Annotated in this window: 12 protein-coding genes; 8 read left to right on the top strand and 4 right to left on the bottom strand. The window is 62.7% G+C overall.

Annotated elements, in window-relative coordinates; genetic code table 11:
* The 3 genes from VFW93_RS06570 to VFW93_RS06560 form a co-directional block, all read right to left on the bottom strand.
* The coding region (locus VFW93_RS06570) for a methyltransferase domain-containing protein (protein ID WP_329693188.1) at window positions 1-627 on the bottom strand (627 nt) is incomplete at its 3' end.
* Between the two features lie 108 nt (window positions 628-735).
* Window positions 736-1968, bottom strand: coding sequence for a lipase family protein (locus VFW93_RS06565; RefSeq protein WP_329693187.1), 1233 nt, complete (start codon window positions 1966-1968; stop codon window positions 736-738).
* Between the two features lie 232 nt (window positions 1969-2200).
* The gene (locus VFW93_RS06560; RefSeq protein WP_329693186.1) at window positions 2201-2842 is read right to left on the bottom strand and encodes a TetR/AcrR family transcriptional regulator; all 642 of its coding nucleotides are present in this window, start codon (window positions 2840-2842) and stop codon (window positions 2201-2203) included.
* Between the two features lie 295 nt (window positions 2843-3137).
* Between VFW93_RS06560 and VFW93_RS06555 the strand changes: the two genes are divergently transcribed.
* From VFW93_RS06555 to VFW93_RS06540, 4 genes are read left to right on the top strand one after another with little or no spacing between them, the layout of a single operon-like run.
* Window positions 3138-4298, top strand: coding sequence for an acyl-CoA dehydrogenase family protein (locus tag VFW93_RS06555; RefSeq protein ID WP_329693185.1), 1161 nt, complete (start codon window positions 3138-3140; stop codon window positions 4296-4298).
* 48 nt (window positions 4299-4346) lie between these two features.
* Window positions 4347-5552 carry an acetyl-CoA C-acetyltransferase gene (locus VFW93_RS06550; protein WP_329693184.1) on the top strand — a complete coding sequence of 402 codons (1206 nt, stop codon included), beginning with the start codon at window positions 4347-4349 and terminating at the stop codon, window positions 5550-5552.
* Between the two features lie 16 nt (window positions 5553-5568).
* Window positions 5569-7716, top strand: a complete 2148-nt coding sequence (locus VFW93_RS06545; RefSeq protein WP_329693183.1) for a 3-hydroxyacyl-CoA dehydrogenase NAD-binding domain-containing protein — start codon at window positions 5569-5571, stop codon at window positions 7714-7716.
* Window positions 7713-8756 carry a CaiB/BaiF CoA-transferase family protein gene (locus tag VFW93_RS06540; protein ID WP_329693182.1) on the top strand — a complete coding sequence of 348 codons (1044 nt, stop codon included), beginning with the start codon at window positions 7713-7715 and terminating at the stop codon, window positions 8754-8756. The genes VFW93_RS06545 and VFW93_RS06540 overlap by 4 nt, the downstream gene beginning before the upstream one ends.
* 85 nt (window positions 8757-8841) lie before the next feature.
* Here VFW93_RS06540 and VFW93_RS06535 read toward each other — a convergent pair whose 3' ends face one another.
* Entirely contained in the window at window positions 8842-9720 is an 879-nt protein-coding gene (locus VFW93_RS06535; RefSeq protein ID WP_329693181.1) for a ferritin-like domain-containing protein, read from the bottom strand.
* Window positions 9721-9936: 216 nt separating this feature from the next.
* Between VFW93_RS06535 and VFW93_RS06530 the strand changes: the two genes are divergently transcribed.
* From VFW93_RS06530 to VFW93_RS06515, 4 genes are all read left to right on the top strand, one after another.
* Window positions 9937-10530: a glutathione peroxidase gene (locus VFW93_RS06530; RefSeq protein WP_414639604.1), complete on the top strand. Its 594-nt coding sequence runs from the start codon at window positions 9937-9939 to the stop codon at window positions 10528-10530.
* Window positions 10531-10651: 121 nt separating this feature from the next.
* Entirely contained in the window at window positions 10652-12064 is a 1413-nt protein-coding gene (locus VFW93_RS06525) for an NAD(P)/FAD-dependent oxidoreductase (RefSeq protein ID WP_329693180.1), read from the top strand.
* Window positions 12061-12858: a DUF1365 domain-containing protein gene (locus VFW93_RS06520; protein WP_329693179.1), complete on the top strand. Its 798-nt coding sequence runs from the start codon at window positions 12061-12063 to the stop codon at window positions 12856-12858. The genes VFW93_RS06525 and VFW93_RS06520 overlap by 4 nt, the downstream gene beginning before the upstream one ends.
* A complete protein-coding gene (locus VFW93_RS06515; protein ID WP_329693178.1) occupies window positions 12855-14117 on the top strand; it encodes a cyclopropane-fatty-acyl-phospholipid synthase family protein in 1263 nt (420 codons plus the stop codon). Before VFW93_RS06520 ends, VFW93_RS06515 begins: the two co-directional genes overlap by 4 nt.
* Window positions 14118-14132: the final 15 nt, after the last annotated feature.

Raw genomic sequence — 14132 nt, 5'->3', positions numbered from 1 at the left:
TTGGTCCATCAGCAGTTGCATGCTGCGGTTGGTGTGGAAGGCGCAGTGCACGGGCAGCAGGTACATCCAGTTGGGATCCTGCGGCACGTTCTCGGGCACCAGGGTGTGGATGGCGAAAGCGCCTGATGGCGCGACGCAGGACTCGATCTCGTCCAGCGTGGCGCGATCTCGGACATGCTCGAAGACCGCCGTGTTCAGCACCAGCTCGAAAGCGCGCGGGCGCAGATCGGCCTCGGCGATGGCGTTGACCTCGGGTGTGAAGAATTTGTCGTAAGTACCCAGGTGCACGCCGAAGTAATCGCGCAGCAACTTCGACACGGCGCCCACGCCACAGCCCCAGTCCAGCCAGTTGTCCTGTGCCGCCAGCAGCCCTTGCTTGCGCATCAAGGACAGCATCAGCGCCTGGTTGAAGTAGCGCTGGTTGCGGTTGTAGGGGTTGTCTTCCGTGTAGTGCGTCTGTGAATGGAAGTCGTTGTTGAGCCTGGCCCAGCGTTCCTCGCTCATCTCCAGATGGGTTTTCGAGGCCGCAAAGCCACAGGCACCGCACTGCCAGTAGTCCACCTTGCCCAGATCGAACTGGTCGAACTGCTTGCTGAAGAAGTACTGCATGCCGGATTGGCAGATCATGCATTGCATCTGGAAGGGCCCTCCTGGCATCCACTTGGCGTATTGGGACTGTAAAACAGTCTGATGCCAGATCTTGCCGGATGGGGCCCCTTCCAGGGCCGCATGGCCTTACTGGCAGTTGCTGCTTGCAGGCTTGCCGTTCAGTCGATCGAGCACGAAGTCCATGCCCTTGGCGGGCGAGGTCGCCAGGAACAGATGGTCGCCTGTGGCAATACGGTTGTAGTCCACGCTCAAACCGGCGGCACAGTAGCGCTTGACCAGGGCGTCGACATCGGCAATCGGCATGACCTCGTCCAGCACACCTTCATAGATGTACATCGGGGCCTTGGGCATGCGGGAACCCATGGTGTTCTCGTCGATGATGCGCTTGATCTCGGGCAGGTTCAGGAAGTCAGGAGACTTCCAGTACTTGCTGCTCTTCTTGAACATGTAAGGCGTGAGCATCTCGGGTTGGCCTTCGACGGTTCCCATCAGGCAGCGGCCGCTGATGTCCTTGACCATGGCCGCGCCATCGGCGGTGACATAGTCCATGAGGTTCAGCTCAGGATAGGCGCGGGACATGCCCACGACCGCGCCGAAGTACATGGCTGCGAACAGGCCGCCATCCACCTTCTCGGCTGCGTTCCTGGGGTTCACCGGCAGGCCACCCATGGCCACGCCGACCAGGTTCACCTCTGGCGCGTATTCCGGTTGAACCTCATTGGCCCAGGCTGTGGCATGGCCCCCGCCCGAGTAGCCCATCAGGCCAACGGGCGAGCTGCTGTTGAGGCCGCTCTTGCTGAATTTTTGGGCCGCGCGGATGCCATCCAGAACGCCGTGGGCCGTGTTCATGCCCGCAACCCACTGGGATTGCAGCCCTTCGTAGTCGGTCAGCACGACCAGCACGCCCGCATCCAAGGCCTTGTTCACATAGCTCTTCTCGAACAGCTTGCCGTTGACAGTCAGGTTCGATGGCGTGCAGTTGAGTTGCAGGCTGTCGTACATGGCCTGGTACGACAGCAGCTTGCGAGCGCTGGCCGGTGCCGTCTTGGGGATCAGCAAGGTGGTGACGGCCGCCGTGGGCACTCCGCGGCCATCCGTGGTGCGGAACATCAACTGATAGGCCTGGCTGACACGGGCCGAGTAGGTCGTGTTGGGGATGGCGCGGTAGCGCAGCACGGTGCCGGGTTGTTTGGCAGCCAGTGCATAGGTGGTGGGGGGAACGTAGAACGGATCGTTGACCGGCTGAACCGAGGCGCTGGCCGTGGGGTAGGCCACCTGGGCGAGGGCGGTGCCTGCAAGCCCGGTCAGGCTCAGGCCTGCGAGGGTGGCGAGGGTGAAAGCGTTGAACTTGAATGACATGCGCATCTTTCCTTGAAATTGGTGAACGGATTCGGCGGCGGCTGATGCAGGCGAAGCAAGTTCGTGCAACTGCATTCAGATACCGGCTAGCGTTCAGTATTCGAAAGATGGGAAGGGCAGACTTCCGCCGGGATGCGGCGTTTTTGCGCTGGCACGCAGGTGTGCGGGTTAGCCCCTGCAAGCTTGTGTGGCCATGGCCTGGGGTAATCCAGCAAGGCAGGCCCGCACGGGCTCAATCCGCCGACATGGCCCGCCACAGGATATGGAACAGTTCGTCGAACTGGTCGATCAGCGGGCGCTTTTCGCCACGCACGATGTGCATCAGCACCACGCGGCCGATGATGCCCATGAACACGTCCAGCAGGATCTTGTGGGAGACCTGCTTGTTGAGCACGCCCCGCGCCTGACCATCCTTGAACACGCCCAGGAAGGCGGTCATCAGCTCCGGGCTTTCATAGATGCGGATGTTCTTGTGCTTGGATACGGGTACGGCGGTGAACAGCAACATCATCACGGCGGGGTGCTTGTCCATGTAATCCAGCGTGACCCAGAAGGTCTTGCGCAGGCGCTCACGCGCATCGTCAATGCCCTGGAGGTGATCCAGCATGCGCTCGGCCAGGCGGCCCAGCATCACGTCCAGCATGGCGTAGACCAGCACCTCCTTGCTGCCGAAGTATTTGTAGATCGTCTGCAGGGACACGTTGGCCGCCTTGGCCACATCCAGCAGGCTCACTTCGTGGAAGTCCTGGTTCGAGAACAGCTCCAGCACGGCCTTTTCGATGCGGTTGAGCGTGTCGGCACGCATGGTGCTGAGTGCCGCGCGGCGGTCGTCGACGGTGCTGGGCTGGCGGGTGCGGGCGGTAGAGGAGGGCATGGCGAACCGACAAGAGATGCGGACATTCCGTTATGGAAATCCATATTACCAAATGCGGGCCAGATGGCGCCATTTGACCAAATCTGCTTGCCAACTGACCGGCGTGACGCCAAGATTCGCTGGTTGACGCATGCGTCATCTCGTAGAGGGTGCAAGGGCGACAAAAGCCCTGAACCTGTCGCTCTGGATGCCCGTTCCGCGGGTTTCTACTGACGGTAATTCAAATTACCGATTGGAAAAAGCCATGAGGTGTGACGCAGTCGTCGTTTTGTAGGTATCGAGGAGACATCGCCAAATGGCTATTCAGAATTTCGCCCCCGCATGGATGACCGAAGAGCACCAGATGGTGTTCGACTCTGCCAAACGCTTCATGACCGAGCAGTGGCAGCCCAAGGATGAAGCCTGGCGCGCCCAGGGCATGATGGACCGCCAGGCCTGGGAAGATGCCGGTGCCAACGGCTTCCTGTGCGCCTCGATGCCTGAGCAATACGGTGGTGGCGGCGGCGACTTCGGTCACGAAGCCGCCCTCGTGCTGGCCCAGGGCGAAGCCGGCATCGGTGGCTTTGGTGGCTCGCTGCACTCGGGCATCGTGGCCCCTTACATCCTGCATTACGGCACGGAAGAGCAAAAGAAGCGCTGGTTGCCCAAGCTGGCCACGGGTGAGTTCATCGGCGCCATCGCCATGACCGAACCGGGCACCGGCTCCGATCTGCAAGGCGTGCGCACATTGGCCCTGAAGTCGGAAGACGGCCAGACCTACAAGATCAACGGCAGCAAGACCTTCATCACCAATGGTCAACTGGCCAATCTGATCATCGTGGTGTGCAAGACCGACAAGGACAAGGGCGCGCAAGGCATCTCCCTGTTCGTGGTCGAAACCGATGAGGCCCCCGGCTTCCGCCGTGGCCGCAACCTCGACAAGATCGGCATGGAGGCGCAAGACACCTCCGAGCTGTTCTTCGACGACGTGGTGGTGAGCAAGCACAACCTGATCGGCGAGAACGAAGGCATGGGCTTCTTCCAGCTGATGCAGGAGCTGCCCCAGGAGCGCATGCTGGTGGCCCTGGCCGGTATCGCCGCCATGGAATACGCCATGAAGGTCACGCTCGAGTACACGAAGGAGCGCAAGGCTTTCGGCAAGCCCATCTTCTCGTTCCAGAACACCCGCTTCAAGCTGGCTGAATGCCAGGCGCTGCTGCTGGCTTCGCGTGCGCTGGTCGATGCGGCCATGGTCTCGCACCTCAAGGGCGAACTGGGCGTGGACCGCGCGGCACTGATCAAGTACTGGATCACCGACAACCAGTGCAAGCTGATCGACGAATGCCTGCAGCTCTTCGGTGGCTATGGCTACATGAAGGAGTACCCGATTGCCCGCCTGTGGGCCGATTCGCGCGTGCAGCGCATCTATGGCGGCACCAACGAAATCATGAAAGAACTCGCAAGTCGTTTCTTGTGATCTGCCTTCAGCCATAACAAACCAACTTCAACATACCGAGGAGCTTCCATGACCGAAGCCTACATTTTCGATACCGTGCGCACCCCGCGCGGCAAGGGCAAGAAAGACGGCAGCCTGCACCAGGCCACGCCAGTGTGGCTGCTGCGCACGCTGCTGCAGGCGCTGCAAAGCCGCAACAACCTGGACACCTCGCTGGTCGACGACCTGGTGCTGGGTTGCGTGACGCCCGTGGGTGAGCAAGGTGCCGACATCGCACGCACGGCCATCCTGGACGCCGGCTGGGCCCAGTCCGTGTCGGGTGTGACGCTCTCGCGTTTCTGCGCTTCCGGTCTGGAAGCCATCAACCAGGCGGCACAGCGCATTGGCTCGGGCATGGAAGACATGATCGTGGCCGGTGGCGTGGAATCCATGAGCCGCTGGCCCATGGGCTCTGACGGCGGCGCCTGGGTCATGGACCCACGCATCAACAGCGGCACCGCTTTCGTGCCCCAAGGCATCAGCGCCGACCTGATCGCCACGCTGGAAGGCTTCAGCCGTACCGATCTGGACGCGTTCGCGGCCGAGTCGCACCGCCGTGCGGCTGTGGCACAAGCCGAAGGCCGCTTTGCCAAGTCCGTGGTGCCCGTGAAGGACATCAACGGCATGGTGATGCTGGACCGTGATGAAACCGTGCGCCCCGGTACCTCGGTCGAGACGCTGTCCAAGCTGATGCCCTCGTTCGAGATGATGGGCACCATGGGCTTTGACGCCACCGCACTGGACAAGTACACCACCATCGAGAAGATCCTCCACGCTCACCACGCCGGCAACTCGTCGGGCATCGTGGACGGTGCAGCCCTGGTGCTGCTGGGCAGCAAGGAAGCCGGCATCAAGGCGGGCCTCAAGCCCCGCGCCAAGGTGCGCATGTGCGCGGTGATTGGTTCGGAGCCCACCATCATGCTGACCGGTCCGACACCGGCCTGCCAGAAGGCGCTCAACAAGCTGGGCATGACCGCAGGCGACATCGACCTGTGGGAAATCAACGAAGCCTTCGCCACCGTGCCCATGAAGACCGCCAAGGACCTGGGCGTGTCGCTGGACCGTGTGAACGTCAACGGCGGCGCCATCGCCATGGGCCACCCCCTGGGTGCCACGGGCGCCATCATCCTGGGCACGGCCCTGGACGAGCTGGAGCGCACCGGCAAGGCCACCGCTTTGGCCACCCTGTGTATCGGTGCCGGCATGGGCATCGCCACCATCATCGAACGCGTCTGATCAGGAGGCCACTCAAATGACTCAACAAGCCTTCACCTTTGACGTCGATGCCAACGGCATCGGCCTCGTCACCATCGACATGCCCGGCCGGGCCATGAACGTGCTCAACCCTACGTTGGTGGCACCGTTTGCCGAGCTGGTCAACAAGCTGGAAACCGACGCGTCCCTCAAGGGCCTGGTCATCACTTCCGGCAAGTCCACCTTCATCGTGGGCGCCGACATCGACCAGCTCACGCAGATCACCAGCGCTGAAGAAGCCTTCAAGCTGTGCGAAGACCTCAAGGGCATGATGCGCCGCATGGAAAAGTGCGGCAAGCCCGTGGTTGCCGCGCTGAACGGCACGGCACTCGGCGGTGGCCTGGAGCTGGCCCTGGCCTGCCACGCCCGTATCGCCCTGGACGATCCCAAGGCCAAGTTCGGCCTGCCTGAAGTCAAGCTGGGCCTGCTGCCCGGCGGCGGCGGCACGCAACGTGTGCCTCGCCTGATCGGCATCCAGAAGGCCATGGACCTGATCACCCAAGGCAAGGAGCTGACCGCTGCCAAGGCCAAGGAAATGGGCCTGATCACCGATCTGGCCGCCAACCGCGACGAGCTGCTGGCCAAGGCCAAGGCCTGGTGCGCGGCCAACCCCAAGCCCTCGGCACCCTGGGACACCAAGGGCTTCCGCATTCCCGGTGGCGACAGCAAGAGCCCGGCCGTGGTGCAGGTGCTGGCGATTGCCCCGTCGATGGCCAATGCCAAGGCGCACGGCAATTACCCCGCGCTCACGCACATCATGTCCTGCCTGTTCGAAGGCTGCCTGCTGGACTTCGATGCCGCCTCGCAAGTGGAGTCGCGTTACTTCGCTGCCTGCGTCGTGTCGCAGACCAGCAAGAACATGATCAACACCTTGTGGCATCAATTGAACGCCATCAAGAAGGGCCAGTCGCGTCCCAAGGGCCCGGCTGAATCCAAGGTCAAGAAGCTGGGCGTGCTGGGCGCCGGCATGATGGGCGCAGGCATTGCCTACGTGTCGGCCAAGGTCGGCATCGATGTCGTGCTGCTGGACACCACGATCGAGAACGCCGAGAAGGGCAAGGCCTACTCGCAAGGCATCCTGGACAAGGCCGTGGCCCGTGGCCGCAGCACGCCCGACAAGCGTGATGCCCTGCTGGCCCGCATCAAGCCCACCACGTCATATGACGACCTGGAAGGCTGTGACCTCGTGATCGAAGCCGTGTTCGAAGACCGCGAGATCAAGGCTGTCTGCACGCAGAAGTCCGAGGCCGTGATCCCTGCCACCGCCGTGTACGCTTCGAACACCTCGACGCTGCCCATCACCGGTCTGGCCAAGGCCAGCTCGCGTCCGGCCAACTTCCTGGGCCTGCACTTCTTCTCGCCCGTGGACAAGATGCCCCTGGTCGAGATCATCGTGGGCAAGGAAACCTCGGATGAAACGCTGGCCCGTGGCTTCGACTACGTGCTGCAGATCGGCAAGACCCCGATCGTCGTCAACGACAAGCGCGGCTTCTACACCTCGCGCGTGTTCACGACCTACATCATGGAAGGCATGGCCATGCTGGGCGAGGGCGTGCACCCACGCTCGGTGGAAGTCGCCGGCATGAAGGCGGGCATGCCCATGCCGCCTCTGGCCCTGCAGGATGAAGTCTCGCTGAGCCTGTCGCTGCACATCGCCGAGCAGACCCGCAAGGATCTGGAAGCCGAAGGCGTGACCATGCCCGTGCACCCTGGCTTTGCCGTGGTGCAGAAGATCGGTGGCGAGCACAACCGCATCGGCAAGAAGGCCTCCAAGGGCTTCTACGACTACAACGGCAAGGAAAAGACCCTGTGGGCAGGCCTGACCGAGGTCTACCCACCCAAGGCCGTGCAGCCTTCGCAGCAGGAACTGGTCGATCGCATGTTGTACGCCCAGGCCAATGAAGCTGCGCGTTGCTACGAGGAAAACGTGGTGCGCTCCGTGGCTGATACCAACATCGGCTCGATCTTCGGCTGGGGCTTCGCACCCAACCAGGGTGGTGCGTTGCAGTTCATCAATGCCGTGGGTGCGAAGAAGTTCGTCGAGCGTTCGCGTGAGCTGGCCAAGGCCTACGGCCCTCGCTTTGAGCCCGCTGCCATCGTCGTCAAGCAAGCGGCTGAAGGTGGTCGCTTCGAGGACAAGCTGTGAGCACTGAGGCTGGACCCCTGTCCGGCCTCCTGTCAGGCCTGCGCGTGATCGACCTCACGCGCAACCTGCCAGGGCCTTTCGGCACGCGCATGCTGGCCGATCTGGGTGCCGAGATCATCAAGGTGGAGCCGCCGGAAGGCGACCCCGCTCGCCCGCTGGGCACCTTGTTCGAGGCGCTCAATCACGGCAAGGAATGCCGCAAGATCGATTTCAAGAACGCGGCTGAACTCACTCAGTTGCGCGACTGGATCGCCACCGCCGATGTGATGGTCGACAGCTTCCGCCCCGGCGTGCTCAAGGCCATGGGCCTGGATTGGGATGCGCTCAAGGTGCTCAACCCGAAGCTGGTCATGGTCTCGATCACGGGCTATGGGCAACAAGGGCCCTGGGCCCAGCGTGCCGGCCATGACATCAACTTCATGGCGGTGTCGGGCGTGCTCGATCAGGTGCGTGCCACGACCGGCGAGCTGGCGATGTCCAATGTGCAATGGGGTGATCTGGCCGCAGGCTCTTCCATGGCCTGCATCGCCATCCTGTCTGCCGTGTACGACGCCGGCAAGCGCGGCAAGGGCCGTCACATCGATGTGAGCATGACCCATGGCCTGCACACGCATCTGGTGATGCCCAAGTCCACCGGGGCCTTGCTGGCACCGATGCTGGGTGGCCGCATGCCGGGTGCCGGGCAGGACATGCTCAATGGCGTTCTGCCTTGCTACAACCTGTATGCCACGGCCGATGGTCGCCACCTGGCTGTGGGCTCGCTGGAGTTCAAGTTCTGGAAGGCCGCGTGCGAGGTGTTCGAGCGGCCTGACTGGGTGAACCGCCACTGGCAGCGTGGGCAGATGCCTGGTTCGGCCGATTGCGCCGAGTTGCGCAAGGAAGTGGCTGCCTTGGTGGCATCCCAGCCGATGGCGTATTGGGCCGAACGATTCGAGCAGGCGGATGCCTGTGTGACGCCGGTGCTGACTTTGGCGGAAGCGCAAGCTCACCCGCTGTTTGAAGGCCAGGCCCAGGTGCAACCCTGGACGCAAGTTGCCTGAGTGGGTGATCGACGTTTTGTGAAGCTGACCGGGGGGTCAGACTGGTACGGGCCTGGTGAGCAGTTGGCGCCAGGCCCGTATTTTTTCAGGCTGCACGTGCTTGCGGCGCGGCCTCTGCGGGATGCACCTGGGCCTCCAGCGCCCGCGCCATTTCTTTGCGGAAGCGATTGAGCTCTTGCACGCTGGCGAAGCTGCGATCCATCAGTGATCCCAGATTGTGCAGGATGCGCTCGACCACCTTGCCTTCCCAGACTGCATCAAACTGGATCTGCTTGTCCAGCCAGTTTTCCAGCCACTCGGGGTCCGGCAGACGAGATTGAATGGTGTCGCGCGGAAAGAGTTTCGTGCTCACATGCAGATTGGTCGGGTGCAGCGCCTGGGCTGTGCGCCGTGCACTGGCCATCAACACGCCCACCTTGCTGAAGGCCGCACGGGCCTCGTCGCCAAAGCGGTTGAGTGCTTTCTTCATGTAGCGCAGGTAGGCGCCGCCGTGGCGAGCCTCGTCACGAGACAAGGTTTCGTAAATGGCCTTGATCACCGGCTCGGTGTGCCATTCGGCTGCGCGGCGATACCAGTGGTGCAGGCGCACCTCACCGCAGAAGTGCAGCATCAGCGTTTCCAGTGCCGGGGCCGGGTCGAACTCGAAGCGCACTTCATGCAGTTCTGCTTCAGTGGGGACCAGGTCCGGGCGGAAACGGCGCAGGTACTCCATCATCACCAGCGAGTGCTTCTGCTCCTCAAAGAACCACACGCTCATGAAGGCGCAGAAGTCGCTGTCTTCGCGGTTGTCGCGCAGGAACATCTCCGTCGCGGGCAGGGCTGCCCACTCGGTGATGGCGTTCATCTTGATGGTCTGCGCCTGCTCGTCGCTGAGCTTGCTGGCATCAAAGCGGTCCCATGGGATGTCGGTGTCCATGTTCCAGCGGACGGATTCGAGTTGCTTGAACAGTTCGGGGTAAAGCATGACGTTCTCCATAGGGTGCGCGGCAACAGGCTAAATCAGATTCGTGACGGACAAAAGTACGCTTGTCGACAAAGCTGTGACAGGCTGACATCAGGCAGGGGTATTGGCAAGTACGCGTGCAGCAGCCTTGTCCGCAGACCGGATATGGTCTTCGGTGCACACTGGGGGCACGTGCTTCGTGCATTCATGTCCGATTCAACCTTGAGAGCTTGTCTCATGTCATTCGCATCCTTGTCTTCCCTCCGTTCTTTGACCCTGTCGGGCGCATTGGCGTTGATGGCTGGCGTCATGCCCTGGTCGGCCCATGCGGCGTCAGAGGGCAACTGCCCTGCTTTGCTCAACAAGACCTTCCCGCGCCTTCAGGACGAAAAACCTCAGTCTCTTTGTCAGTACAGTGGCCAGGTCCTGCTGGTGGTGAACACAGCCAGTTACTGCGGTTTCACCAAGCAGTACAAGGGCCTGGAAGAGTTGTATGGCCGTTACAAGGACAAGGGGCTGGTCGTGCTGGGCTTTCCTTCCAACGACTTTGGCAGCCAGGAGCCCGGCACGGCCAAGGAAATCGCCGAGTTCTGCGCCAATACCTACGGAGTGAAGTTCCCGATGTTTGCCAAGTCGCATGTGGTGGGCGATGAGGCCAATCCACTGCATGCCGAACTGCGCAAGGCCACCGGTACCCGCCCGAAATGGAACTTCTACAAGTACCTGATCGGGCGCGATGGCCAGGCGGTCAAGGCCTACAGCAGCATGACCTCGCCAGATGACCGTGAGCTCATTGAGGACATAGAAAAACAACTCGCTGCAAAAAAGTGACTGATGAGTTACAGTGTGAACTGTACGGTATTTTTTGATCTGACCGGCTGTTTGCACTGTGTTTGAAGGGGCTTTGATGCCTCGTTCAAGTCATGCGGGCGGCCCCTGACAGGAGTCGCGCATGAAACGCATCGCCGTGATCGGAGCGGGCATCGCTGGCCTCGGGGCAGCGTGGCGTCTGGCCACGGCGCCAGGCGAGCGCCAGGTGACGCTGTTCGAGGCGGGCGCCCACTTCGGCGGGCACGCCAACACGGTGGACGTGACCCTGCCGGACGCGCAAGGGCGTCTGGTGACGCACGGCGTGGACACGGGCTTCCTCGTGTTCAACGAGCGCACCTACCCGCATCTGATTCGCCTGTTTGCGCAACTCAATGTGCCGGTTGCGAAGTCGGACATGTCCTTTTCGGTTCAGGTGCCGGAGCGTGCGACGCAACTGGCGGGTTTGCGGCCTGGTCTGCAGTGGTGCGGCTCGGATCTCAACACGGTGTTTGCACAGCGTCGCAACCTGTTGTCGCCTGCCTTCTGGGGCATGTTGGCCGACCTGATGCGCTTCAATCGGGTGACCACGGACCTGGCCCTGCGTGGCAGCGAGTCGCAGTTGCGCGAACCCATCGCCGATTTCCTGGCGCGTCATCGCTTTGGTGATGCCTTCAGGGAGGGCTACCTCCTGCCCATGGTGGCTTGCATCTGGTCCTGCCCGGTGCAGCAGATGATGCGCTTTCCCATTGCCACCTTGATCCGCTTCTGCCACAACCACGGGCTGCTGCAGGTGACGAATCGCCCGCAATGGTTCACGGTGGCGGGCGGCTCGCGGGAGTACGTGCAGCGCTTGCTGGCGGCCTTGCCCGACGTGCGCCTGAACACGCCGGTCAGCAGCCTGATTCCCTTGGGTGATGCGGGCCATGCCGGTGTGATGGTGCACACCGAAGCTGGCTCGGAGCGCTTTGATGACGTCGTCCTGGCCACGCATTCCGATCAGGCCCTGGCCATGCTGGGCGCAGGCGCGACAGAGGGCGAGCGGTCCGTGCTGGGTGCCATCCGCTATCACGGCAACCGTGCGGTGCTGCACACGGATGCGAGCCTGCTGCCCTCCAACAAGCGGGCCTGGGCCGCGTGGAACTACGAGCGTGCGGCCCACCCGGATCAGGAAGACCGGGCTGTGTGCCTGCACTACCTGATCAACAAGCTGCAACCCGTGCCGTGGGCCCAGCCTGTGGTCGTGTCGCTCAACCCTTTGCGAGAGCCTGCACCCGATCAGGTGCTGGGCACATTCGATTACGCGCACCCTGTGTTCGATCAGGCGGCCATCGAAGCCCAGGGGCGCCTGCACACCGTGCAAGGGCGTCGCCACATCTGGTTTGCCGGGGCTTGGGCCGGCTATGGCTTCCACGAGGATGGGCTCAAATCCGGGCTGGCCGCGGCATCGGGCCTGCTGGCCCGAGACGGTGTCCTGCTGCCGGATGATGCAGCCGATCTCGCCAGCGACTACCTGCATGCGCATGGTGGCCATGTGCCTCAGGAGAAGGCGGCATGAGCACGGGCCTTCCGTCTGGCAAGGCCATGATTGGCTTTGGCGAGGTGCGCCATGCGCGCCTGCGGCCTGCCAGGCATGCCTTCCGCTATGGCAGCTATTTCTGGTTGCTGCCCATGCGGGCGCTGCGCCAACAGGCCCAAGCGTCCGTGCGCCGCAATCAGCGCGCCTGGTTGAGCTTTCATGACGCCGACCATGGCGCTGGCGGGCCGGATGCGCTGAGCTGGCTGGATGGTCTGCTGAAGGACGAAGGCCTGTGGCATGACGACCTGACGCAGGGCGAGGTCTGGCTACAGACCTATCCGCGCGTGCTGGGCTACACCTTCAAGCCCGTGAGCTTCTGGTACGTGCACCGGCCTGACGGGGTCTTGCATGCCATCGTCGTGGAGGTGAACAACACCTTCGGCGAGCGCCACTGCTACCTGCTGGGCGGCGCGCAGCTGGGCTGGGGCCGGGAGATGTCGGCTGACAAGGTCTTCCATGTCTCTCCCTTCTGCGAGGCCCGTGGCGGCTACCGATTCCGCTTCATGCGCACGGCAGATCGTCTGATTGCCCGTGTCGACCACGACGACGGCCAGGGCCCTTTGATCCAGACCGCCATCAACGGCGTATTGCATGAATTGAACGCACACAGCGTGCGCCGTGCCATATGGGGCTGGCCTTTGATGACCTTCGGGGTCGTGGCCCGCATCCATTGGCAGGCACTTCAGTTATGGCTCAAGCGCGTGCCGTTTTTCAGCAAGCCTGAGCCGCCTTCCCGGTTTGCCACCGGCTCTCACACCCGCAGCACATCATGAACCGCATGACGATCTCGGCATCCTCCTCATCTGCCAGCTTCCGCCTGCCGCAGGAAGCGCCTGCATCGGCCCGCATGGCCCTGCGATTGCTGCAGCGTTTGCAGGTCGGCTCGCTGGACGTGCAGTTCCCCGACGGCAGCACGGCGCGTTTCGGCCATGCGCCCGAGAGTGGCGTGCCTGCGCCTCGGGCCTCGCTGCATCTGCACAACTGGCGTGTGTGCGCGGCGGCCATGAAATCGGGTGACATCGGCTTTGCCGAGGGCTACATCCATGGTGACTGGAGCACGTCAGACCTCACGGCCCTGCTCAAGCTCTTCATCGCCAACCGGGACCAGATCGAGAAAGCCATCTATGGCCACTGGCTGGGCCGGCTGGTCTACCGGGTTCGCCACCTGCTCAATCACAACTCCAAGGCCAACAGCCGCAAGAACATCCAGGCCCACTACGACCTGGGCAATGACTTCTACCGCCTCTGGCTGGACCCGACCATGAGCTATTCCAGCGCCTGGTTCGAAGGTGATCACAGCCGGGACATGGCGCAGGCGCAGCGCGCCAAGGTCAAACGCGCGCTGGTGGAGGCGGGCGTCACGGCCGACAAGCCGGGTCAGCGCGTGCTGGAAATCGGATGCGGCTGGGGCGGGCTGGCCGAGATCGCTGCGGCGGAGCACGCCGCCCATGTCACCGGGGTGACCTTGTCGACCGAGCAGCTGCAATGGGCACAGGCGCGCCTGGCCAAGGCGGGTCTGGCCCGTCAGGCCGATCTGCGCCTGCAGGACTACCGTGACATCCAGGACCAGCCTTTCGACGCCATCGTGTCCATCGAGATGTTCGAGGCTGTCGGTCGCGAATATTGGGCCGGTTACTTCAGCACGCTCAAACGCTGCCTCAAGCCCGGTGGGCGTGCCTGCCTGCAGACCATCACCATTCACGATGATCTGTTCGATCGCTATGTGAAGTCCACTGACTTCATCCAGCAGTACATCTTCCCTGGTGGCTTGCTGCCCAGCGACAAGGCCTTCCGCGCCGAGGCCGCCAAGGCCGGGCTGGAAGTGGTCAACGCGATGGCCTTCGGGCCGGACTATGCCGAGACCCTGCGTCGCTGGCGCGCAGATTTCCACCGTCACATCCAGCAGGTGCAAGGGCTGGGCTTTGACGAACGCTTCCAGCGCATCTGGGAGTTCTACCTTGGCTACTGCGAAGCGGCGTTCGACATGGGCAACACCAACGTCGTGCAGTACACCTTGCGCAAGCCTGCCTGATTGCCTGCTCAGCCC

The sequence above is a fragment of the Aquabacterium sp. genome, assembly GCF_036279675.1.
Classification (GTDB): Bacteria; Pseudomonadota; Gammaproteobacteria; order Burkholderiales; family Burkholderiaceae_C; genus Aquabacterium.
Note: the sequence above shows the minus strand (reverse complement) of the source record. Positions and strands in the feature narration are given on the sequence as shown.